23 protein-coding genes are annotated in these 23,835 nt (G+C 60.0%); 22 read left to right on the top strand and 1 reads right to left on the bottom strand.

What is annotated here, in order from left to right; translation table 11 throughout:
- The first annotated feature begins 30 nt into the window (after positions 1-30).
- From H4Q31_RS19790 to H4Q31_RS19710, 17 genes are all read left to right on the top strand, one after another.
- A complete protein-coding gene (locus H4Q31_RS19790) occupies positions 31-396 on the top strand; it encodes a DUF192 domain-containing protein (protein WP_185180792.1) in 366 nt (121 codons plus the stop codon).
- A 14-nt stretch (positions 397-410) separates the two neighbouring features.
- Complete coding sequence (locus H4Q31_RS19785) at positions 411-614, top strand: Flp family type IVb pilin (protein WP_185180791.1); 204 nt, start codon at positions 411-413, stop codon at positions 612-614.
- Positions 615-713: 99 nt separating this feature from the next.
- Complete coding sequence (locus tag H4Q31_RS19780; RefSeq protein WP_185180790.1) at positions 714-1,241, top strand: A24 family peptidase; 528 nt, start codon at positions 714-716, stop codon at positions 1,239-1,241.
- On the top strand, positions 1,238-1,618 hold the full coding sequence (locus H4Q31_RS19775) for a TadE family protein (protein WP_185180789.1): 381 nt from the start codon (positions 1,238-1,240) through the stop codon (positions 1,616-1,618). The genes H4Q31_RS19780 and H4Q31_RS19775 overlap by 4 nt, the downstream gene beginning before the upstream one ends.
- A 13-nt stretch (positions 1,619-1,631) precedes the next feature.
- Positions 1,632-2,552, top strand: coding sequence for a pilus assembly protein TadG-related protein (locus H4Q31_RS19770; protein WP_185180788.1), 921 nt, complete (start codon positions 1,632-1,634; stop codon positions 2,550-2,552).
- 33 nt (positions 2,553-2,585) lie between these two features.
- Complete coding sequence (cpaB, locus tag H4Q31_RS19765) at positions 2,586-3,281, top strand: Flp pilus assembly protein CpaB (protein WP_185180787.1); 696 nt, start codon at positions 2,586-2,588, stop codon at positions 3,279-3,281.
- Positions 3,282-3,321: 40 nt separating this feature from the next.
- The gene (locus H4Q31_RS19760; RefSeq protein ID WP_185180786.1) at positions 3,322-4,173 is read left to right on the top strand and encodes a CpaE/TadZ family protein; all 852 of its coding nucleotides are present in this window, start codon (positions 3,322-3,324) and stop codon (positions 4,171-4,173) included.
- A 20-nt stretch (positions 4,174-4,193) separates the two neighbouring features.
- Positions 4,194-5,627 carry a TadA family conjugal transfer-associated ATPase gene (locus H4Q31_RS19755; protein WP_185180785.1) on the top strand — a complete coding sequence of 478 codons (1,434 nt, stop codon included), beginning with the start codon at positions 4,194-4,196 and terminating at the stop codon, positions 5,625-5,627.
- A gap of 4 nt (positions 5,628-5,631) precedes the next feature.
- Positions 5,632-6,594, top strand: a complete 963-nt coding sequence (locus H4Q31_RS19750; protein ID WP_185180784.1) for a type II secretion system F family protein — start codon at positions 5,632-5,634, stop codon at positions 6,592-6,594.
- A 5-nt stretch (positions 6,595-6,599) separates the two neighbouring features.
- Complete coding sequence (locus H4Q31_RS19745; RefSeq protein ID WP_185180783.1) at positions 6,600-7,529, top strand: type II secretion system F family protein; 930 nt, start codon at positions 6,600-6,602, stop codon at positions 7,527-7,529.
- Positions 7,530-7,569: 40 nt separating this feature from the next.
- Complete coding sequence (locus H4Q31_RS19740; protein ID WP_185180782.1) at positions 7,570-9,222, top strand: GspE/PulE family protein; 1,653 nt, start codon at positions 7,570-7,572, stop codon at positions 9,220-9,222.
- A gap of 21 nt (positions 9,223-9,243) precedes the next feature.
- Positions 9,244-10,122 (top strand): response regulator, encoded by an 879-nt coding sequence (locus H4Q31_RS21835; RefSeq protein ID WP_185180781.1) that lies wholly within the window; start codon positions 9,244-9,246, stop codon positions 10,120-10,122.
- A 266-nt stretch (positions 10,123-10,388) separates the two neighbouring features.
- Positions 10,389-11,129, top strand: coding sequence for a response regulator YycF (yycF, locus tag H4Q31_RS19730; RefSeq protein ID WP_185180780.1), 741 nt, complete (start codon positions 10,389-10,391; stop codon positions 11,127-11,129).
- Entirely contained in the window at positions 11,126-12,958 is a 1,833-nt protein-coding gene (gene walK, locus H4Q31_RS19725) for a cell wall metabolism sensor histidine kinase WalK (RefSeq protein WP_185180779.1), read from the top strand. The genes yycF and walK overlap by 4 nt, the downstream gene beginning before the upstream one ends.
- Positions 12,955-14,238 carry a YycH family regulatory protein gene (locus H4Q31_RS19720; RefSeq protein WP_185180778.1) on the top strand — a complete coding sequence of 428 codons (1,284 nt, stop codon included), beginning with the start codon at positions 12,955-12,957 and terminating at the stop codon, positions 14,236-14,238. The genes walK and H4Q31_RS19720 overlap by 4 nt, the downstream gene beginning before the upstream one ends.
- Before the next feature lie 66 nt (positions 14,239-14,304).
- Positions 14,305-15,075 carry a two-component system regulatory protein YycI gene (gene yycI, locus H4Q31_RS19715; protein WP_185180777.1) on the top strand — a complete coding sequence of 257 codons (771 nt, stop codon included), beginning with the start codon at positions 14,305-14,307 and terminating at the stop codon, positions 15,073-15,075.
- 4 nt (positions 15,076-15,079) lie between these two features.
- Complete coding sequence (locus H4Q31_RS19710; protein ID WP_185180776.1) at positions 15,080-15,883, top strand: MBL fold metallo-hydrolase; 804 nt, start codon at positions 15,080-15,082, stop codon at positions 15,881-15,883.
- A gap of 1 nt (position 15,884) precedes the next feature.
- Here the strand turns inward: H4Q31_RS19710 and H4Q31_RS19705 are convergent, their stop codons facing one another.
- A complete protein-coding gene (locus tag H4Q31_RS19705) occupies positions 15,885-16,085 on the bottom strand; it encodes a hypothetical protein (protein WP_185180775.1) in 201 nt (66 codons plus the stop codon).
- Positions 16,086-16,265: 180 nt separating this feature from the next.
- Between H4Q31_RS19705 and H4Q31_RS19700 the strand changes: the two genes are divergently transcribed.
- From H4Q31_RS19700 to H4Q31_RS19680, 5 genes are all read left to right on the top strand, one after another.
- Positions 16,266-17,591 carry a S1C family serine protease gene (locus tag H4Q31_RS19700; protein ID WP_185180774.1) on the top strand — a complete coding sequence of 442 codons (1,326 nt, stop codon included), beginning with the start codon at positions 16,266-16,268 and terminating at the stop codon, positions 17,589-17,591.
- Between the two features lie 14 nt (positions 17,592-17,605).
- Positions 17,606-17,773, top strand: coding sequence for a CxxH/CxxC protein (locus H4Q31_RS19695; protein WP_185180773.1), 168 nt, complete (start codon positions 17,606-17,608; stop codon positions 17,771-17,773).
- A gap of 452 nt (positions 17,774-18,225) precedes the next feature.
- Positions 18,226-19,974, top strand: a complete 1,749-nt coding sequence (locus H4Q31_RS19690; protein ID WP_185180772.1) for an ABC transporter ATP-binding protein — start codon at positions 18,226-18,228, stop codon at positions 19,972-19,974.
- A gap of 129 nt (positions 19,975-20,103) precedes the next feature.
- Entirely contained in the window at positions 20,104-22,146 is a 2,043-nt protein-coding gene (locus H4Q31_RS19685; protein WP_185180771.1) for an ABC transporter ATP-binding protein, read from the top strand.
- 524 nt (positions 22,147-22,670) lie between these two features.
- The coding region (locus H4Q31_RS19680; RefSeq protein WP_185180770.1) for a DEAD/DEAH box helicase at positions 22,671-23,835 on the top strand (1,165 nt) is incomplete at its 3' end.

Genomic DNA, 23,835 nt, shown 5'->3' with positions numbered 1-23,835 from the left:
TTAATTTATTGAGGGAGGTGAGACTGTCGAATGAAGCTGGTCATTCAAGAGAGCGGTCAACTGGTGGGTTACCGGATTGCTGAGGCGTATTCATTCCTTCGGCGATTCAGAGGGCTCATGCTGACGAACGCGCTGTCGGAAGGACACGGCTTGCATATTCGACCGTGCCGAGCAGTCCATTCTTTCTTCATGAAGTATTCGATTGACGTGCTCCATCTGGATCCTGCCGGCCGCATCGTCGGCATGGAGAAGCAGCTTAAGCCAGGCAATCTGGGGACGACCTTCCGGGGAACGCACTCCATCGTGGAGCTTCCCGCCGGAACGCTTGAGCAAGCGGAAGTGCAAATCGGACAGACGGCAATGTTCGTCAATGATGAGAGACATCCAACCAATTAGAGGAGGAATTTAGAATGATGAACAAATTGATGGGCTTGGTTAAGGAAGAGCAAGGACAAGGCATGACGGAATACGGTCTGGTACTCGGCCTGATCGCAGTAGCGGTCGTAGGCGCACTGGTCGCGCTGCGCGGCCATATTATCGACCTGTTCGACAACGCCGAAGATACGGTCGGCCAGGGCGTCGCTGACATGTCTGCTTCCACTACTACGCCGTAACGGCCCGAAGGCGATTGCGGATGCAAGGAAGGCCGTACGTTGGCGGATCAACGTATGGCCTTCTTTGTCTGCCGAGCCTGTCGGAAGGGGAGGACCGTTATGTGGGTAGATCCGTGGATTGATCTGCTATTGCTGCTTGTGCTGGCCGTATGCGTCTTAACCGACCTGCGAAGCAGGAGGATATACAACGCCGTCGTTCTCCCATCGCTCGTACTCGCGTTCGTCATTCATACCATGACCGCTGGGCGGGCTGGACTGACCGAATCGCTGCTCGGCTTCGCGGCGGGCTTAGGCATTCTGCTCATTCCGTATCTGATGGGCGGCATGGGCGCTGGGGACGTGAAGCTGCTCGCGCTGGTCGGAGCGCTCAAGGGGGTGTCGTTCGTCTTGGCCGCATCCGTCTATATGGCGATATTCGGCGGGGCGATCGCGCTCGCGATCGTGCTCTTCAAGGGCGGACTTCGGAATCGGATTCGGTTCGTCGGCTATGCATTCACTTGTCTGCGATTCCGGATGCTGCCGAGATGGGAAGACGGAACTTGGACATCCGGGTCATACCCGTACGGCGTCGCCATCGCCGGCGGAGCCTTGATCTGTATGTGGTTGGAAGGATGGGGACCGGGATGATCAAAGAACAGAAGGGGCAATCGCTAGTTGAATTCGCGCTGGTTCTCCCGCTGCTGCTGCTGCTCATATGCGGCATCGTGGACGCCGGGAGGCTCCTGTTTGCCTATGCCAGCCTGAATATGACCGTGCAGGAGTCCGTCCGGTTAGGCGGGCTGGGGAAGGGGGATTCAGCAATCGTGTCCTATGCGAAAAGTCATGTGCGAGTCGGGGACGCCTCCGATCTGCAGGTGAAGATCACGCCGACGGAATCGGCCCGGAAGTCCGGGCAGGACGTCTCCGTTACGTTGACTTATTCCCTTCCCTTGATCATGCCGCTGATCTCGGAGATCATGCCGACCCCGGTCCTTTCAGCGAGCTCGACCATCCGGGTGGAGTAGAGGGGGAAATCGCATGGTGATTCGGCTATGCCGGAAGCTGATTCGAGAGCAGCAAGGGAGCACGGTCGTCTTCGCGGGCTTAACGCTGCTGCTGCTGTTGACCGTTGCCGGGCTTGTCGTGGATGGCGGCACGATGTATGCGGCCAAGAGCCATCTGCAGAAGACGGCCAATGCGGCAGCGCTGTCAGGCGCTCAGGAGCTGACGGGAGAGCAGTCGGACGTCGAAGCGATCGTGGACGATATTCTGGCGCAGCACAATGAGGAGTCGAGCTTGGTCGGCACGAAGATCGACATGAAGTCGCAAATACGCGTCCAGCTGCAGAAGAAGGTGACGCTCGGCTTCAGCCGCTTGTTCGGCAAAGAGAGCGCCACGGTGACAGCGGAGGCTGCGGCTCAAATTCTGCCGATGTCCGTCGCAGCCGGAGCGGCGCCGTTCGGCATCGATGAGTCGATCCCGTTGGAATACAACAGGCCGTATAAGCTGAAGGTGGACAGCTCCGGCGTTGAAGCGGGCTACTTTGGCATTCTGGCGCTGGGCGGGCCAGGCGCCGCGACTTACGAGAGCAACTTGAAGTACGGGTACCAAAGCGAGATTAAAGTAGGCGACATTATCGATACGCAGACCGGCAACATTGCGGGCAAGACGCGGGAGGGCGTTCGGTATCGAATCGACTCCGACCCTTACCCGCCGGGCGATTATACCCATCGGGATTCTCCGCGCGTCATTCTGATACCCGTCTACAAGCCGTACAACCAGAGGTCCAATCAGTTGAAGCAAATTGAAGTTACCGGCTTTGCTTATTTCTATATCATGGAGCCCATGTCGAGCAAGGACACCTCGATAACCGGCATGTTCATCGAGAGAACCGGCACCGGCTATGCCAATCCGGGAACGGTTGAGAAGGGCGCATTCGCAATCAAGCTGGTCGAGTAGTTCGACACTATCTGCCTAAAGCGGGGGACATGGATGAGATCGAAAATCATATTGATCGCAGCGCTGCTGATGGGCATCGTGACGACGGTGCTGTTCTTCAATTATATGAAGCAGTATAAGGAAGCGCCGGCGCTGAAGGACGAGAACTATGTCAGCGTCCTGGCAGCCAAACAGGACATAAGCGAGAATACGAAGATTACATCCGGCATGCTCGAGGTGATCTCAGTGCCGGAGAGCGCCGTGCATGCGCAAGCATTGAAGACGCCGCCAGAAGCGGAAGGGAAGATCGCGGCGGCCTCCATGGCCGCCGGCGAGATTCTGCTAGCTAACCATCTGAAGGATCAGAAGGAGGAAGCTCAATTCGTCTCCAAGAAGGTGCGAGATGGATACCGGGCCGTGTCCGTCGGGGTTAACATTGTGCAATCCGTCTCCAATTTGATCGAGCCGGGCGACTACGTTGATGTCGTTCGCTCCGAGTATGACAAGACGGACACTGGAAAGTTTGAGTCCGAAATTCTATTGGAGAATGTCCCTGTGCTCGCCATTGGAAGAAGGATGGTGGAGGCCGAGTCAGACACGCCTTACGTGGAATACGCGCAAGTCACGCTAGAGCTGACGCCGACAGACGGAGTCAAAGTAATTAACTCCGATGAAGATGACGACGTGAAGCTCAGCCTAATGCTGCATAGCCGAATCGACCAGGGGCAGAAGCAGAAGTCGTCTCAATAGCAAGATCGGGACTAAGGAATCGGTACGGGAGGATACGGCTATGAACCATGCGGATACGATGAACGACGAAGGGCAGACGGGCGGCGGGAAGCGGGGCGAGATGATCGTTGTCTGCGGCGCCAAGGGCGGCATCGGCAAGACGGCCATGGCTGTCAATCTCGCCGTCGCATTGACGAAGAAGAACATACATATTGGCCTGCTGGACGGCGATCTCCAGTTCGGCGACGTGGCGCTGGCGCTTGACCTGCACCCGACCTTCACCATCAAGGATGTCGCCCCGGACATCGAGACGATGGACCGTTATGCGCTGGCCGGATTCCTCATTCATCATAGCAGCGGGGTCAAGGCGCTCGCCGCGCCGGATCGGCCGGAGTTCGCCGACCTAATCAAGCCCAGCGTCATCGAGCGCGTCTGCGATTTGATGCTGGCCCAGCTGGATTACCTCATCGTCGATACCGGCGCAGGACTGCCGGAGTCGACGCTGCAATTCATCGAGAAGGCAGACCAGATCTTCGTCGTGACGACGCTCGAGATGACGGCGATCAAGAACACCAAGCTGATGCTGGACACGCTCGAGCTGCTCGGCTACCGGGACAAGACGCAGCTGGTCGTCAACCGGGCGACGATGGAGAGCGTTATCAAAGCGCCGGACGTGCCGGAGATTCTCGGGTTCGAGTCGGCCATGTACATCCCGAACGAGCCTCAATTGGTGGCCCAATCGCTGAACGTCGGCATTCCGTTCGTCTCGAACCAGGCGAAGTCCGAGGTAGCCAAAGCGATATTCAAGATGGCGGAGCAGCTTATCTCGAGGCGCGAGATCTCGGTATTCAAGCCGAGGCATGGCTCGTTCCTGCAGCAGCTGTTCCATAAAACGTCGAAGAGCACGACTTAGATTGGCAGAGGAGGTCTCCCATGAGTCTTCTGGACAAGGTTCAAGCGAGAACTGTGCAGGCCGATACCGAGGCCGATACCGTAGGCGCCCAATCGGCCAGCGGCGCTGGCGTGCAGCAACCGAAGGCGCCGAAGAAGGATCTGCTCGCGACCTTCAGGCAGATCCGCGGCACCGACCCGCGCCCCAAGGAGTCGCCTGCGCAGATCACGAAGCATCAGGAGCTTAAGAACAGGCTGCACAAGCAGATTCTGAACGACATGAAGGATGACAACGTCGAGGACATCGTCCCGAAGATCGACGCCATGGCGATTCAGATCATCACCGAGGATGAATCGTTCCGCGGCATGGTGGATCGCAAGAAGGTCGTGGAAGAGCTGATCCACGACTTGACGGGCTTCGGCCCGATTAATCCGCTGTTGCTCGATCCGGAGATCAGCGAGGTGATGGTCAACGGGCCGAACCAGGTCTACGTGGAGCGGGGAGGGAAGCTCGAGCTGTCCTATGTGCACTTCCGCGACGACGAGCATGTCATGAACATCATCGAGAAGATCGTCTCGCCGATCGGCCGCCGCGTCGACGAGAGCAGCCCGATGGTTGACGCCCGGCTGCCCGACGGTTCACGGGTGAACGTCATTATTCCGCCGCTCGCTCTGAAGGGGCCGACGATCACGATCCGGAAGTTCTCCAAGGAGCCGTTCACGATCGATAACCTGATCGACTTCGGCACGGTCACCCGCGATATGGCGATCTTCCTGGAGGCGTGCGTGAAGGCGAAGCTGAACATCTTCGTGAGCGGCGGCACGGGCTCCGGCAAGACGACGACGCTGAACGTGCTCTCCTCGTTCATTCCGCAAGACGAGCGCATCGTCACGATCGAGGATGCGGCGGAGCTTCAGCTGAAGCAGGATCACGTTGTATCGCTGGAGTCCCGCCCGCCGAATATCGAGGGCAAGGGAGCCATCACCATTCGCGATCTCGTCCGCAACTCGCTGCGGATGCGCCCGGAGCGCATCGTCATCGGCGAGGTCCGCGGCGGCGAGGCGCTCGATATGCTGCAGGCGATGAACACGGGCCACGACGGCTCGCTGGCGACCGGCCACTCCAACAGCCCGCGCGATATGATCTCGCGTCTGGAGACGATGGTGCTGATGGCCGGAATCGACCTTCCCGTCAAGGCCATTCGCGAGCAGATCGCCGGAGCGGTGGACGTCATCATCCAGCAATCCCGTCTGAAGGACGGATCGCGGAGGATTACGAACATCACCGAAGTCCAAGGGATGGAGGGCGATGTGATCGTTCTGCAGGATATTTTCGAATATCGGCAGACCGGTGTTGACGAACGCGGCCGAATCGTCGGCAAGCTGAGCCCGACTGGCGTGCGGCCTAAATTCTACGAGCGGTTGGAGACTTCGGGCATTCATATTCCGGCGACCGTATTCATCGAAGAGGGGTGAGGCCATGATCGTCATTCTCGTGGCCCTGTTCGCGATGAGCAGCTTCCTGCTGTTCTCCGCGTTGCTGCAGATGCTGTTCTTGTCCAACAAGCGGATGGAGAAGCGGTTAAACCGCTATTTGGATCTGAATGACAAGAAGCAGCTTAGCCGCAAGAAGTTCAATCTGCTCGTTCGCATGCAGCTATACAAGCGAACGGTGCGCGAGCGGGTGCTGACCAAGCAGAGAAGCTCGCGTCTGGATGCGATGCTGCGTCTATCCGGCGTTCCGCTGAAGCCGGAGGAATACGTACTCTTCCAATGGATGAGCACGGCACTGTGCGCGGGCATCTTCTATCTGCTGTTCAATCAACCGCTGATGCTGGGCGTCGGCGCGGTCATCGGCTTCCTGCTGCCCCGTTGGTGGATTGGCAAGAAGCGCAAGGCGAGAATCAAGGCGTTCAATGACGGGCTGCTGGACATGCTGACGACGGTGATCAGCTCGCTGCGAGCCGGCTTCAGCTTCGCGCAGGCGTTGAAGACTGTCGTTGACGAATCGGACGGCCCGGTGCAAGAGGAAGCGGAGACGGTGTTAAAAGAGATGCAGTACGGCACCACGATGGAAGACGCCCTGACGGAATGGAAGGAGCGGATGCCGAGCGAGGATCTGGACCTCATGATTCAGGCGATCCTGATCCAGCGCCAGATCGGCGGCAATCTGGCCGTCATCCTCGAGACGATCGTGCAGACGATCCGCGATCGCGGCCGCATACAGCGCCAAGTCACCACTCTGACGGCCCAAGGCAAGCTGTCGGGAATCGTAATCGGGCTGCTGCCGTTCGTGCTGGCGTTCCTCCTGTACTTGATCTCGCCGGACTACATCGGCACGCTGTTCCAGAACAAGATCGGTATCGGCCTGGTCGCCGGCGGCTTGGTGTCCGGCATCATCGGCTTCATCCTGATCCGCAAAATCACGACGATTGAGGTGTGAGCGCAATGTTGTATGCAGCCTTCTGTCTGACGGTCACACTCGCAATCTATTCGCTCTTCGTCGTTCGGGAAGAACGGAGCCAGAAGCTGAAGCGGCGGCTCGCCCTCGTGACGGGCGCTGCGATTGAGGCGGCTCCGCAGCCTGCAGAGAAGTCTTCCGCAGGACGGGAAGGCACGCTGCTCAGGCGCTTGGCGCTGCCGCTATGGAGGGAATTCCGCCGAGGCTTCGGCCGAATTATGGAGGAACGCAAGGTCGCGAAGCTGGAGCTTAAGCTGCTGCAGGCCGGACGGCCGTTCGGCATGTCGCCGGTTGATTACCGAATCGTTCAGCTCTGTCTCGTTATCGCTCTGCCCGGCTTGTGCGTCTTCTACGGCTATACGCTTGGCATGGGCTTCGGCGAGAAGTTCCTGATGGCGCTGCTCGGCATCGTCATCGCAATCGTCCTGCCCGGCTATTATCTGCGCCTGAAGACGAACGCCCGGTCCAGGCTCGCGCTGCGGGAGCTGCCCGATGTGCTCGACCTGCTGACCGTCAGCTTGGAAGCGGGACTTGGCTTCGACGCCGCGCTGAACAAGCTGGTGGGCAAGAAGCATGGCGCGCTCGCCGATGAGTTCCGCCGCTGCCTCGAGGAGATCCGCCTCGGCAAGACGAGGCGAGAGGCGCTCTCCGGGGTTCGCGACCGGCTGGTGCTGGACGAGCTTCGCGTGCTGATCAACAGTATCCTGCAGGCTGAGAAGCTGGGCGTGGGCATGGTGCAGGTGCTTCGCGTCCAGTCGCAGGAGGTGCGCGATCAGCGCAAGCAGCGAGCGGAGGAAGCGGCGATGAAGGCGCCGATCAAGATGCTGTTCCCGCTCGTGCTGTTCATTTTCCCCAGTCTATTCATCGTTCTATTGGGCCCTGCCGCCATCGAGGTGATCACGGAGTTCTCGAAGTAGAACGATCAATCTATTGTGCTTAATCAAAGGAGAGGGCTTAATGCGTATCGGCGAGCTTCTGGTCATGAACGGCCTGATTACGGACGAGCAGCTCGAGCAAGCTCTGGAGGAGCAGCGGAACCATCCTGCCAAGCTCGGGGAGATTCTGGTCGGCCAACAATTCATTACGGAACGCCAGCTTGCGGAAGCGTTGGAATTCCAGCTCGGCGTGCCGGTCGCGAACATGTCGGAGGCGGCCTTCGATTCGGCTGCCGTTCAACTCATTCCGGAGTCGCTCGCGCGCAAGCATCGCGTTCTTCCCATCGGCCGGGACGGCAGCAAGCTGCGCGTCGCCATGCTGGATCCGCTCGACCACGAAGCCGTCAAACAGATTCAGATGGCATCCGGCCTTCACGTATTGCCGATGATCGCCATTCGCACGGAGATGGATGAGGCGATCGTTCGGTATTATGGATCGGATGAATCAGCCGAAGAGCTGACTCGGATTCTGCAAGCCGGCATCGAGAGCAAGGCGGAGGGCATCCATCTAGAAGCGGCGGAGTCCGGGTTGTACGTCCGCTTGCGAGTTGGCGATGCGCTTCAGGATCACGGCAGGGCGGCGAAGCTGCTGCAGCCGGCGTTGGTCGGCCGCATCAAGCGGTTAGCCGGTCTGGCCGCAGAGGGCACGGACAAGCCGTCTCCGCAGACCGGCCGCTTCCAGACCGATGTGGACCATAAGCCGGTGGAGATTCGCGTCTCCACGCTGCCGACGATGCACGGAGAGGATCTGTATCTGCTGTTGGCGGACCCCTACTCGCCGCTGCTGAAGCTGTCCGAGCTGGATATCGGCGAGAGCAATCTGCAAGAGATCGAGAAGGCGCTGAACGAGCCCGGCGGGCTGCTGATCGTATCGGGACCGCGGGCGGCAGGCCGAACGTCGACCGCTTACTCCTTGATGGAGCATAATCGGGCGGACGACCGGAAGACGGTCAGCGTGGAGGATCCAATCACGCGCGTGATGCCCGGCTTCACGCAGGTGGAAGTCCATGAGCAGACGGGCTTCACGATGGCCCGGGCGCTTCGCGCCGCGCTGCGCCACAAGCCTGATCTGGTCATGGTCGACGGCTTGCCGGACGGCGACACCGTCGAGACAGCGCTGCTGGCATCCCGGTACGGCGGTCCGAAGATCATCGGCACGATGACCGCCCGGAGCGCCATCGATACGCTGAGGCGGCTGCTGGCGATGGAGCGCGACGCGGATCTGCTCGCTTCCTCGATTGCCTGCATCGTCGCGCAGCGGCTCGTGCGGCGGGTGTGCCGGCAGTGCGTGCAGACCGTGCCCGCGACCGATGAGGAGATCCGACGATTCCAAGAGGCGGGGCTGCTGTCGCCGGAGGATCTGAAGAATGCGGCCAAAGGGACGATCGGCAACTTCCGGTTGTTCGTCTACACGCACATCAGCGGCAAGCCGGCTGTCGCCCGAGGCGCGGGCTGCAGAGCCTGCGGCCATACCGGGTACCGGGATCGCATCGCCGTACAGGAGGTGCTGACGATAGACGATACGCTTCGCAAGCTCATCGCCGAACGGAGGCCGATAGCCGAGATCGAGAAGCATGCGCAGGCCCAAGGCCACAAGAGCTTGCTGCACGACGGGCTGGCCAAAGCGCGGGAAGGGCTAACCACCGTGGAAGAAGTATTGCAGGCAACAACCTAACAGGAGAGGGCGGGAGAGAGGATGGCTTACAAGTTCCTGATCGTAGACGACACGAGCTTCATGCGGAAAATGGCGGCGGACAGCCTGCGCAAATTCGGCTACGAGGTAGCTGGGGAAGCTTCGAACGGCAAGGAAGCCGTCAAGCTATATGAGGAGCTTCGGCCGGACGTCGTCCTGATGGATCTGACGATGCCCGAGATGACCGGCAGCGAAGCGATCAAGGCAATTCTGAAGATTAATCCGGAAGCCGTCGTGCTGATCTGCTCGGGGAGCAACCAGAAGGAGGCGATCCTCGAAGCGATGGAGGCCGGGGCGAAAGGGTACCTGCTCAAGCCCTTCAACGATAGCCGCCTGCAAGAGATTATCCGCAAATATGCGGAGCCGTTCCTGACGCCGCCAGGAGGGGCGCAAGAGCAATTGCAGGTTGGACAGCAGCAGGGTGAGCAGCAGACGGAGATGCAGGCTGCGCCGGAGAAGGCAGACGGTTCCGCGGCTGCCCGCGCCGGCAAGCGCGCAGAAGAGCAGGAGGCCGCGCTGAAGAAGCGAGACGCAGCGGCGGAAGCGCCTGAAGCAGCGGTGTCGGCAGCCAAGGCATCGGCAGAGTCAGCGGCAGCTTCGGCAGCCGCGCATCCTCTGGCCCCGAGGACCGCAAGTCTTGACCGCGGCCGAGATAGCGGCGGCAGATTGAAGAGCTTCACCAGCAGCATCATGTGCCAGTGGCAGGAGGAGCAGGGCGGGGAGACGGTAGACTATTACGCCGTCTGCACCGAGAGCGAGAACAAGCTGCTCATCGAGCGAAGAGACGCCGGCGAAGACAAGCAGACGCTGCTCCCGCTGACGATCGACGGCTTCCGCGAGCTGGCCGGCTGGCTGGAGAGCCAACTGGGCTCCCGGCCTTAGACGCCGCGCAATCCCCGCGTTGCAGCTTCATGCCATAACGGAACGCCGTTCCGTAAACTTCGCGGAGATTGTACTACAGCTCGTCAATCTGGAACCCGGGCCCTTCATGGACCCGGGTTTCACTATTGGGCGGCGGCCTCGCGCCTCAGCAAAAGATACCATCCCTCGCAAGCAACATAAGCCCCCTGCTTGGTTCGCGGAATCCCAACGTTATGTTAGAATAAGAAGGATAATAGATTGCTTCCCCCATAAGGAGGCTTCACGATATGCCAGGCAAAATTCTAGTGGTCGACGACGAGCGGCCCATCGCGGATATTCTGAAGTTCAATCTGGAGAAGGAAGGCTACGAGGTCGTCTGCGCGTTCGACGGCGAGACGGCGGTGCGCCTCGCGTTCGAGCTGGATCCGGATCTCATCCTGCTCGATCTGATGCTGCCCGGTAAGGACGGGATGGACGTCTGCCGCGAAGTGCGGGCCAAGCTGTCCACGCCGATCATCATGCTGACGGCGAAGGACACCGAACTGGACAAGGTGCTCGGCCTGGAGCTCGGCGCGGACGATTACGTCACGAAGCCGTTCGGGACGCGGGAGCTGCTCGCGCGCGTGAAGGCGCATCTGCGCCGCCAGCGCAAGCTGGAGACCGTGCGGACGGAGGAAGAGGCAGGCGAGTCCGAGCGGCAGGGGCTGCGGCTGTTCAATCTGTTCATCGACACGGATATGTACGTCGTGTACAAGAACGGCCAGCCGCTCGACCTGACGCATCGCGAGTTCGAGCTTGTCCATTATCTGGCCCGCAACTGCGGCAAGGTGATGACGCGCGAGCATCTGCTTCAGGCGGTGTGGGGCTTCGAATACTTCGGCGACGTACGCACGGTTGACGTGACCATTCGCCGGCTGCGCGAGAAGCTCGAGGACGACCCGAGCAAGCCGGAGATTATTCTGACCCGCCGCGGATTGGGCTATCTGATGCGCAATCCGAAGATGGCGACAGGCGGCTTCGGCGGATGAAGCCGTTCTATCCGCTGCGCACCATTCAAGCGAAGCTCGTCGTGATGGTGCTGCTGCTGATTCTGATCGCCCTGCAGCTGATCGGGGTATACTTCATCAGCACGATGAAGAGCTCGCTCATCAATAACTTCACGGATACCTTGAACAAGCAGGCGCAGCTGCTATCGTCGCTCGTCGGCTCGACCTTGGCGGAGCAGGACAAGTCGGGGACTGAGCAGGAGGGGGGCAACTCGGATCTGGTCATCCAGTTGGTTCGCAACTTGGTGAATGTCAGCGGAGCCGAGACGCAGGCGATCGACGCGAGCGGAAGAGTGCTGGCGGCTTCGAGTGAAGAGCATCAGTCCTTCGTCGGGCGGAAGAACACGTCGCTGCTCGTCAGCCGCGCGCTTCAGGGCATCAGCGACAACAGCGAAGAGATCATCGACACCGACAACGTTCGCAAGAAAGTGATCGTCAAGCCCGCTATGGACGGCGGGAGGATCTACGGCGCGGTCTATATCGTCGCTTCGATGGAGGATCTATACGATACGATGGAGCGGGTCAACCGCATCTTCGTCACCGGCATGCTGCTGGCCCTAGGCCTCACGGCGCTGCTCGGCATTCTGATCGCGGGCACGATCACGCAGCCGATCAAGGCGCTGACGCGGCAAGTGACCGCGGTTGCCGAAGGCCGCTTCGAGGAGCGCGTGCCGGTCTTGGGCAACGATGAGATCGGCCATCTCAGCACGGCCTTCAACGAGATGACCGAACGGCTGAGCGAAGCGCTGTCGATCAATGAGGAAGAGAAGGAGAAGCTCAGCTCGATTCTCTCCAACATGAGCGACGGCGTCCTTGCGACGGACGAGATCGGGCGCGTCATCGTCGCGAACCGGCGGGCCAATGCGATGCTCGGCATAGCTGAGATCGAGGGCAAGACGGTATCCGAATGTCTGGACATCGACAAGATGCTGATCGCCGAGACGCTGCGCGGCACGGAGTCGACGATGCTCATTCAGCGGCCGCCGACGCAGGGCGACGAGCACCTGGTGTTCCGCGTCACGCTGACGCCGATTCGGCGGCGGGACAAGGGCGTCGTCGGCGCGATCGCCGTGCTGCACGACGTGACGGAGTCGGAGAAGCTGGAGCAGTCCCGGCGCGAGTTCGTCGCGAACGTGTCTCACGAGCTGCGGACGCCGCTCACGACGATCAAGAGCTACGCCGAGGCGCTGGATGACGGCGCGCTCAGCGAGCCGCCGCTGGCCGAGCGCTTCGTCGGCGTCATTCGCAGCGAGACCGAGCGGATGATCCGGCTCGTGACGGATCTGCTTCATCTATCGCGCTTCGATTCGCGCCAATCGCAGCTTCGCCGGCAGATGACCGACGTCTCCGAGATGATCGAGGACGTCGTCGACCGCTTCTCGCTGCAGCTAAGGCAGAAGGCGATCACGGCCAAGGTGCAGGTCGATCCCGGATTGCAGAAGGCTTGGCTGGATCGCGACGGCATCGACCAGGTGCTTGACAACGTCGTGTCCAACGCCATTAAGTATACGCTGGACGGCGGCTCGATCGATCTGTCCGCGAAGTGGGATGAGAGCGGCCAGCTGTCCATCGCCGTTAAGGATACCGGCATCGGCATCCCGAGGAAGGACTTGGACCGCATCTTCGAACGGTTCTACCGCGTCGACAAAGCTCGCTCGCGCAGCATGGGCGGCACGGGACTCGGGCTGTCGATTGCCCGGGAGATCGTTCGCGCCCACGGCGGCCATATTGCGCTCGATTCGGAGCCTGGCCATGGCACGATCGTAACGATTACGCTTCCGGCCACGCAGGAAGGAAGTGAGCTCGCATGATGGAGAGAGCGAAGTCGTTGCTGCTGTTCCTGCTCGTGGCCGCCAGCTTGGTGCAGAGCTACTTCCTGGCGTACAACATGCCGAATATGGAGGCGAAGGAGAAGACGGAGCTGGACTACGTGGCGGCCGATCCGCTCGGGCCGGAGGAGCAGGTTGAGAATCTGCTGTTCCCCGAAGAGCTGGTCGTACACATGGGCGGGAACAAACATACCGTTTTCTACCCGAACGATAACTTCTACAACCTGGTGCTCGACAAGCTGAGCATGCGGGAATTCAAAGGGTTCCAGCAGGATACGATCGCTGCCGTCGATTGGGATGAGGTGCGCCAGAACGATCTCGGCATCGAGGTGCGCTTCGGCCGCGCCGTGCCGTTCGAGCTGCTCCAGAAGGTGTTCAAGATCGATTCGAACTTCCTGTTCTCGGCCGATTCGATCAGCCGGATCTGGATCTTCGCGCGTCAGGATCGGGAGGAAGTTCGCACGTTCTTCTTCAGCGCCGACGGCCGCAATGTGTATGAGGCGCTGCGCGCCGACCTGACAGTGCAGGACGTGCAGCAGTGCGTAGGATTCGGCCAATATTGGATTCCGTTCTCTTATTGGAACGGCGGCGTCTATGTGCCGGACGAGGAGAAGAGCGTGGACAGCCTCGAAGTCTCCTTCAGCCAGTACACGCCGGACCAGATGCAGCGCAACCTGTTCAACGATCCTGGCACCACGCAGATGATCCAGGACCGCGAGGACGGCACCCGGATCTATACGGATACGAAGCGGGCGCTCAAGATCGAGCAGGAGCCCGGCTGGCTGTCCTATACCGACCCGGTCGCTCCGACCGACAGCCAGAACGACCTGAGCGACAACATTGCGTCGGCGGTGCAGTTCGTCAATGAGCACGGCGGCTGGAACGGCAGGCACCGGCTCGTGCAGAGCGAGACCGAGGCCGGCGGCAATGTGATCCGGTTCCAGCAATATTTCAAGGATCTGCCGATTCTATCAAGCGGCTCCTTCCGGTTCGGGTACATGCAGCTTGCGATTCAGCAGGGCACCGTCGCTTCCTATGAGCGCTCGATGATCGTCTTGGACGAGATGCGTTCCCGTGTAACGGCCAAGACTTCATTGCCGGGAGGCGAGGTGCTGCGTACCCGGCTCCTCCAAGCGGCAGGCGGGGATGTGGTCGAAGCGATCTACCCGGCGTACATGCCGACGCCCGGGGAGGACGTCATGCGCCTGAAGCCGGTCTGGGCGATCCGGCTCTTGAACGGCGAGGTGCGCATGATCGGGTAATGCTGTGGAGGCAAGAGCTAGATTTGCGACAATAGAAGTTCATTCTGCGGGGCAGGAGGGAGAACGATGGACTGGAGCCGGGCCAAGAGCGTGTTGATCATAGCCTTCCTGGTGCTGAACATAGTGCTGGGCTACCAGCTGTGGACGGAGCTGCCCGAACGGACAGACGCGTCCATCGACTGGACGTCGCTCCCTCCGGAGACCCAGCTGAACATGACGAACAAAGGCATTCGCCTGGATGCGGAGATTCCGACGGAGACGCCGGCGATGCGGGATCTAACGTATCGCTTCGAGGAGACGCCGGGAAGCCGCGCGAACGAGCCGGTGACGCTTGATCCGCAGCCGGATACGAGGATCGTCTTCTCGACAGAGGAGCTTCAGGAGGCGCTGTCCGGCGTCATTCCGGACTTGGACCAGTACCGCTTCGACAACTTCGGCGGCAATGAGAAGATGTTCGTGTTCAACCGGACGGTGGACGGCTGGCCGATCTTCGACGTGAAGCTGGAGCTGTATTACAAGAATCAGAAAATCACCTCTTACCGCCTGGTTCCGATCGACATTCTCCCTTCGGACGAGGCGAAGCCCGCGCAGAAGGTGCTGCCGGCGACGAAGGCGGTGGCGAATCTGATCGACCGCAACTACTTGCCGGCCGGCGCGGTCATTAAGGAGATCCAGCTCGGCTATCACGGCCAGATTCTCGATTCGGAGACGCAGGTGTCGGCGCCTTCGTGGAGGGTTCTGCTCGAAGACGGCGAAGTGTTCTATGTACTGGCCATTAGCGGCGAGGCGGTCACGGATCAAGAGGACAATGGGGAGCAAGGGGAAGCGAGAGGTTAACATCATGGGGATGCAATTCACGGTACTCGCCAGCGGCTCGACCGGCAACGCGACGATCGTGTCTTCGGACGCGGCCACCGTTCTCGTAGACGCCGGGCTTAGCGCGAGGAAGATAGAAGAGTTAATGAAGGAACGCGACCTGTCCGGACGCGATCTGGATGCGATCTTCGTGACGCACGAGCATTCGGATCATATTAAGGGATTAGGGGCGCTGGCTCGAAAATATGAACTGCCCGTCTATGCGAACGAGAAGACGTGGGCGGCGATGCAGAAGCATATCGGCGAGCTGGCCGATGAGAAGCGGCGGATCATGCCGGCGGACAGCGTCATGGAGCTGTTCGACCTGCGGATCGAATCGTATGCGATCTCGCATGACGCGGCGGAGCCGGTCGGCTACTGCTTCGAATCCGGCGGGGCGAAGCTCGGGCTCGCGACCGACCTCGGCTATGTGAGCGACAAGGTCATGAGGCAGTTGCTGCGGTCGGACGTGCTGGTGCTCGAGGCGAACCACGACGTGGACATGCTGCGCATGGGCCGATATCCGTGGAACATCAAGCGGCGGATTCTCGGCGATGAGGGCCACCTGTCCAACGAAGCGGCCGGCGAAGCGCTCTGCCGGCTGCTGGATGGCGGCACGCGGCGGGTCTACTTGGCACATCTAAGCCAAGAGCATAATCTGATGGATCTGGCCAAGCTGACGGTGAATACCGTATTAGAAGACAACGGAATGTTCTATCACAAGCACGAATTCGCCTTGCGCGAGACTTATTACGACCGTCCGACCGCTTGGGACTTGGTCAAATCTTAAATTATAGCTCGAGCGTGCTGTCGATCTCGGCTTCGAGCTCGGACGCCTTCAGGCGAATCTCGTCCGGCGTCACGACACCCTTTTCCACCAACAATTCAATTAGAGTGCTTAGCGCGAGCAACTGGCGGTAGTTGTCTTCCTTCAGGTCGGAGATGCGCGCGGCCAGATCAAGGAACGGACTTCCGGCCATTGTCGTCTTCATGGGCAGTCTTCCTTTCATTACATATCGAAGGATTGGCGTATTCGCTTGCTTCGGTGTGGCAATTCTATTAGTATTTTAGTCAAAACCTACGAATCTATTCGGATTTATTGTGATCGATTTTATAGAATGGCAGGAAGACAGCGGAGCCGCTAGCCTGGGGGAAAAGGGAAGGTGTTAGTCATGAGCTTTTGGGACGACGATTTTTATTCCACGCGGGTGAAGCGAAGAACTCGCAAGGAATCAAGCTTCGGGCAAGGTTCATCTTACGGTCGGAGCTTCCGTTCAGGGTCCGGCTTCCGCGTTGCGCTTGTCTCGTCGCTCGTCAGCTCGCTGCTGGTCGCGACCGTCTTCACCTTCGCCATCGATCGTCCGTCCCATTCGGCCAGCCATCCGGTGACGGCGAACGGCCTCACGGTAACCTCGCAGCCGATGGTTGCTGCCGCCGCGAAGATTCGTCCGACGGTCGTCAGCATCATTAACCGGCCGGGAGAGCCGACGGATGCGGAGCGGGATTCGCTGCCGATGGACGGCGTTGAGAATTCGAGCCTCGGTTCGGGCGTCATCTTCGAGAAGAAGGGCGGCAAGGCGCATATCATCACGAATGCGCACGTCGTGGAAGGCTCAGGCAGCCTGGAGATCGTCATGGTCAACGGCACGACGAAGGACGCGAAGGTGCTCGGCATGGATACGATCACCGATCTTGCGGTGCTCGAGGTCGACGCGAAGGACATCGACGCGGTCGCCAAGGTCGGGAAGTCGGCCGATCTGCAGGAGGGCGAGACGGTCATTGCCCTGGGCAATCCGCTCGGCCTGAGCGACTCGCTGACGGACGGCATCGTCTCCAACCTGCGCCGGATTATTCCGGTGTCGCTTAGCCAGGACGGCACCTACGATTGGGAAGAGGAAGTCATTCAGATCTCCGCGCCGATCAACCCGGGCAATAGCGGCGGCGGCTTGTTCAACCTGAACGGCGAGGTCGTCGGCATCAACAGCATGAAGATCGCGGATCTTGGGGTCGAAGGGATCGGATTCGCCATTCCGATCGACGACGCGATGCCGGTCGTCAAGCAATTGCTGGAGGAAGGCAAGGTGCCGCGTCCCTATCTGGGCGTCTACGCGATTGACCTGAAGTCGTATCTGGATACGCAGAAGGCGATGGATATGCCGTCGCTGCCGAGCTTGCCGGACGGCGAGGAGTTCGGCCAGGGCAGTCAAGGCGAAGACGGCGAATCGGAAGACGGCGTGCCGTCGCCGGTCGTGCCGGATGGCGTCGAGAATGGCGTCCTCGTGCTGGAAGCGGTCGGACCGGCTAAGGAAGCGGGCCTGAAGCTGAACGACATTATCGTTGGGCTGGACGACAAGCCGGTGAACAGCATGATGGATCTGCGCAAATACTTGTATAATTCGAAGAAGATCGGGGACACACTGTCGGTAACCTATTACCGCGACGGGAAGAAGCAGGAGCTCAGCGTGAAGCTGGCCGAGAATAGCGACGACAACGAGTAGGAAGGAAATACGGGATGTATTGCGTTTGCAGGGAGCATGTAGAGCTAGCCATCGACAAATTCGTCGACGAGTACGAGGACGCGCCCGACCTGGTCACCTTGGCCGAGACGACGTTCAGCGATTGGGATCCGCCGAAGCGCTGTGAATGGTGCGAAGGCACGGCTGAGATATTGGTCGTCTGAAGCGAACCCGCAATTCCCGTCTCGGGATATTGCGGGTTTTTGAATTGGCGCGTGCAGGTCCAGCTGTTAAAGAGTTGTAAAATTCTAAGAAAACGGATTGACAGCATTTAGCTGCGATGGTAAAGTTGCAAATAGATTTTCCCAACAACGAAAGGAGGATTACGTCAGATGCGTACCTTAATGATTGTTCCTATGTTTGATGATCGTAACGACCGCTTGTCTGGACGTAATCCATTAGCGCCGAATTAACCTGACTTCATGACACCAGGCGCATGGTTACGTCACCGTAATCGTGCGCCTTTTATACACCGCTCGAAGGGAACATACGTTCTATTCCTGCGGGAAGGGGGCGTATCGCTTACGGGCGGTACGCTCTTTGTTATTAAGCGCAACGTTTAAGGTCTTGTCGGGGTCCCCAAGTCGGGGCTCGGGAAAGGTGTGAGGAACGGACAATGTTCACGGTACTAGGCAAGTTAAGATGGTTCTTCAAGATGAATTGGAAACGCTATGCGGTTGCGGTCTTCCTGCTTGCGCTCGTCGGCGTGCTCGACGTGATCCCGCCGCGGCTCATCGGCACGCTCATCGACGGCATCCATGAAGGCACGCTGTCGAGCGGGAAGTTCTTCGAATCGATCTGGCTGTGGATCGGCTTGACGGTCGTCGGCTACGGCCTGACGATCGTCTGGATGTATCAGCTGTTCGGCGGGGCGTTCGTGTTGGAGCGGCTGATGTGGAAGCGGCTCATGAGACATTTTCTACGAATGACGCCGACCTTCTTCGAGCGGAACCGGACGGGCGACCTGATGGCGCGTTCGACGAACGATCTGTGGGCGATCTCGAATACGGCGGGCTTCGGCATTCTGACGCTCGTCGACTCGACGCTGTTCATGCTGACGATTCTGTTCATGATGGTGGTGCTCATCAGCTGGAAGCTGACGCTGGCGGCGCTGCTGCCGCTGCCGATCATGGCGCTGCTCATGATGACGTTCGGCAAGAAGATTCACGAGCGCTTCATGAGCGCGCAGGACGCGTTCGGCGAACTGAACGACCAAGTGCTCGAATCGGTATCGGGCGTTCGCGTCGTCCGCGCTTATGTGCAGGAGGAAGCGGATCGCGACCGGTTCCATGCGAAGACGAACGAGGTATTGAACAAGAACATCGCCGTCGCCAAGGTCGACGCGCTGTTCGAGCCGACGAACAAGGTGCTCGTGAACTTGAGCTACCTGATCGGCCTCTGCTACGGGGGCTATCTGGTCTTCCGCGGCGAGATTACGCTCGGCGAGCTCGTCTCGTTTAACGTGTTCCTCGGCATGCTCATCTGGCCGATGTTCGCGATCGGCGAGCTGATCAATCTGATGCAGCGGGGCAACGCGTCGCTCGACCGCGTCACGGAGACGCTCGGCTACAAGCCGGACGTGGAGGACGGCGATAAGCTGACGCCGGTCGAAGAGCCGGAGAGCATCGAGTTCCGGAACGTGACGTTCCGCTATCCGAGCTCGACGATCGACAATCTGGTTGATATCTCGTTCAAGCTGCGGAGCGGACAGACGCTCGGCATCGTCGGCCGGACCGGCAGCGGCAAGACGACGCTGCTGAAGCAGCTGCTGCGCGAGTATCCGCTCGGCAAGGGCGAGATCCTCATATCGGGCGTATCGCTCGCCGAAGTGGAGATCGACCGCATGCTGAGCTGGGTCGGCTACGTGCCGCAGCAGCCGATCCTGTTCTCGCGGACGATTCGCGAGAACATCCTGTTCGGACGCCAGGATGCGTCCGAAGAAGAGATGCAGCGCGCGCTGGCGAGGGCTTCGTTCGCGAAGGACATCGCGTTCCTGCCGGAAGGCCTGGAGACGCTGGTCGGCGAGAAGGGCGTGGCGCTGTCCGGCGGCCAGAAGCAGCGGGTCAGCATCGCTCGGGCGCTGATCGCCGATCCGGAGATTCTGATGCTCGACGACGCGCTGTCGGCGGTCGACGCGAAGACGGAAGCCGAGATTATCGACGGCATCCGCACGGAACGCGCGGGCAAGACGACGCTGATCACGACGCATCGGCTGTCGGCCGTTCAGCACGCGGATTGGATTCTCGTGCTGGATGAAGGCCGCGTGATTGAAGAGGGCACGCATGAGCAATTGCTGGCCATCGGCGGCTGGTACAAGGAGCAGTTCGACCGGCAGCAGCTGGAGCAGATGGTCGAGGCTTCGTAAGCTGAGCAACCGGGAGGGAGACTCGGAGCAGCCGAAGGGCGACTCGGGTACTCGGCAGGCGCTTGACGGCTGGACTGCGATAGCTAAATCTTCATGCATTCGGATAAAAGAGAGAAGGTGCTCACCCACATGGGAACGACGGGCAAGAGGCTGTTCCAATATGCAATGATCTACAAGAAGCCGATCATTCTGGCGCTGCTGCTGCTTGCGTTAGCGGTATGCGTGGAACTGGTCGGGCCGTTCATCGCGAAGCGGATGATCGACCAGAACATTCTCGGCATCGAGAAGGTCTGGTACGAGACACAGAACGCGGACAGCAAGACGGCGGAATATAACGGCAAGACTTACAAACGCGAGGACCACATCAGCGCCGGCGAGAGTACGGGACAGCCCGCGCGAGTTCTGCAAGCCGGCCGCGGCTATTATTGGCTGGAAGGCTCGGAAGCGGCGAACGTGCCGGACGGCTCCCGCACGGTGTCGGGAAGTACGATGACCGTAACGGAGCAGAACGGCCAGACGCACCCATATGAGGTCGTACAGCTTAGCCGTCAGGAAGTGTTCCGCTTCTACAAGCCGGAGATTCCCGGCCTGCTGACGCTGGCTGCCGCCTACTTCGGGCTGCTGCTGCTGTCTGCGGTGTTCACTTACTTCCAGAGGCTGCTGCTGCAGACGTCGGCCAACCGCATCGTGCAGCGCATGCGGGAGGACGTGTTCGCGCATACGCAGCGTCTGCCGGTGCAGTACTTCGACAATCTGCCGGCGGGCAAAGTCGTCTCACGGATCACGAACGATACGGAGGCGGTGCGCGAGCTGTTCGTCGCGGTGCTGGCGAACTTCTTCTCCGGCATCATCTATATGGCTGCAATTCTGGGCGCGCTGTTCCTGCTCAGCCCGAAGCTGGCGCTATTCGCGGTTCCGCTCATCCCGATTCTAATTGTCTGGATCATCGTATACCGCCGCTTCGCGGGCCGTTACAACGATGTCATCCGCACGAAGGTCAGCGACATTAACGCGATGATCAACGAATCCATCAACGGGATGCCGATCATTCAGGCGTTCCGCCGGCAGAAGCAGACGATGGAGGAGTTCGACGAGCACAACGAAGAGCTGTACACGTACCAGAACAAGATGCTCAGCTTGAACTCGATCACGTCCCACAACCTGGTGAACGTGGTCCGGAACATAATTTTTATCGCGGTCATCTGGCTGTTCTGGGGGGATTGGCTCGGTACGGTCGTAACCGTCGGCGTGCTGTATGCGTTCGTCGATTACATGAACCGGATGTTCCAGCCGATCGTCGGTATCGTCAATCAGCTGTCGAATCTGGAGACGGCGCGCGTGTCGGCGGAGCGGGTGTTCAAGCTGCTCGACGAGCCGGGCATCGACGTGGCGACGGGCAAGCTGGACCGCTACAAGGGCGACGTGTCGTTCCGCAACGTCACGTTCGCCTACAAGAACGACGACTATGTGCTCAAAAATATAACGTTCGAAGCCCGCCAAGGGGAGACGGTCGCGCTGGTCGGCCATACGGGCTCGGGCAAGAGCTCCATCTTGAACCTCCTGTTCCGCTTCTATGACGTGGAGCAGGGCACGATTACGATCGACGGCACGGACGTGCGCGACGTTCCGAAGCAGCTGCTGCGCCAGCATATGGGCATCGTGCTGCAGGATCCGTTCCTGTTCACGGGAACGATCGCTTCCAACGTCAGTCTCGACAATCCGGCGATCAGCCGCGATCAGGTCGAGAAGGCGCTGCGAGACGTCGGCGCGTACGACATGTTCGCGAGCCTGCCCGGCGGCATCGACGAGCCGGTCATCGAGAAGGGCGCGACGCTGTCGGCCGGTCAGCGGCAGCTGATCTCGTTCGCGCGGGCGCTCGCTTATGATCCGGCGATTCTGATCCTGGATGAGGCGACGGCGAGCATCGATACGGAGACTGAGGCGATCATCCAGGCGGCGCTCGACGTGCTGAAGAAGGGGCGCACGACGTTCGTCATCGCGCACCGGCTGTCGACGATTCGGGCGGCGGACCAGATTCTCGTGCTCGACCACGGCGAGATCGTCGAGCGCGGCAACCATGAGACGCTGATGGAGCTGAAGGGCAAGTATTATGCGATGTATCAGCTGCAGCAGGGCGGCGCTGGAGCGGACGCTTCGGTGCTGACGGCGTAGGGGTTCTGCATGAGATTAGTCCCCTCCCCGAGGGGGCTAATTGCATTTATGCAGTTATAATGGCGCAGACCGGCCGTTGGGCGCGCACTAGTTGTACGGCGTACACTTAGATTGGTTGGGATGGCTCGATATGGCGGGAGTCGCAGAAACTAACTGCTTATTTGCAATAAGAAGGCGATGAGATTCTTCATGGCGGGAACTAAATGTACTTCTGCAACAAACGTCTTGGGGGAGAAGTTCCAATGGGCCGGAGGAGGTTGCTAATGGAGACAACCGGCCAGGGGAAGCTACTGGTGGAGCAGAACTGGTGGAGTGAAATTGGCGAAGTAAAGTGTGCGTGAAGGCGGCTAGGGGAGGCGAGGTCGGCGGGGAAGGCGCTTTAGGAGTAAGTTAGCGGCGGAGCTGCATTATCGAGATATCGTTAGTTGGGGTTCGAAAAAGGACATTCATGCGGCGTTATGGTACGATAGGTGGGATTAGGCCATAATGGATAATAAGTGTGAATAAACGAACGAGGTGCACAAGTGGCAGGGTTTGATACATTGGGAATATCGGCAGAGCGCACAGCGCTGCTGACCGCTCAAGGGATAAAGGATCCGACTCCGGTTCAGGAGAAGGCGATTCCGCTCGTCCTGCAAGGGAAAGACGTCATCGGGCAGGCGCAGACGGGAACGGGCAAGACGCTCGCGTTCGTGCTGCCGATGCTGGAGAAGATGAATGTCAAATCGGACAAGCTCCAAGGCTTGATCGTCACGCCGACACGCGAGTTGGCGCTGCAGATCACGGCGGAAGTGAAGCGGTTCATCGGCAAGGACGAGAACATTCGCGTGCTCGCCGTCTACGGCGGGCAAGACGTGGAAGCGCAGCTCGCCAAGCTGAAGGGCAACATGCATCTGATCGTGGCGACGCCGGGCCGTCTGCTCGATCACCTGCGCCGCGAGACGTTGCAGCTATATAGCGTGCAGACGCTCGTATTGGATGAGGCGGACCAGATGCTGCAGATGGGCTTCCTCGGCGAGGTCGAGGAGATTCTGCGCAACACGCCGAGCCATCGGCAGACGCTGCTGTTCTCCGCGACGATGCCGGGCGCGATCCGCGAGCTGGCGTCCCGCATTCTGCGCAAGCCGGAGGAAGTGACGGTGCGCGGGCAGCAGGTAACGGTGAAGGAGATCCGCCAGCTGATCATCGAGACGACGGACCGCGCCAAGCAGGACGCGCTGAAGCAGATGATTGAAGAGACGCAGCCTTATCTCGGCATGATTTTCTGTCGGACGAAGCGGCGGGCGAGCACGCTGAACGAAGCGCTGCAGGAGGCCGGCTATTCGTGCGACGAGCTGCACGGCGACTTGTCGCAGGCGAAGCGGGAGCAGGTCATGAAGCGGTTCCGCGAAGCGAAGCTGCAGCTGCTCGTGGCGACGGATATCGCCGCGCGCGGACTGGACGTGGAAGGGGTGACCCACGTCTACAACTATGACATCCCGCACGATGTGGAGAGCTACATCCACCGCATCGGGCGGACGGGCCGCGCCGGCGAGCAGGGCATGGCCGTCACGTTCGCGGCGCCGAAGGATCGGCCGGAGCTCGCGAAGATCGAGAGCGGCATCGGCATGGCAATCGAGCGCCGCACGTTCGGCTCTTCGCCGCTGCGCGGTGGCGAAGGGGATGCTGGGCCTGCGCGCGGACAAGGCG

It is taken from the genome of Cohnella lubricantis, from assembly GCF_014212015.1.
Lineage (GTDB): Bacteria > Bacillota > Bacilli > Paenibacillales > Paenibacillaceae > Cohnella > Cohnella lubricantis.
Note: the sequence above shows the minus strand (reverse complement) of the source record. Positions and strands in the feature narration are given on the sequence as shown.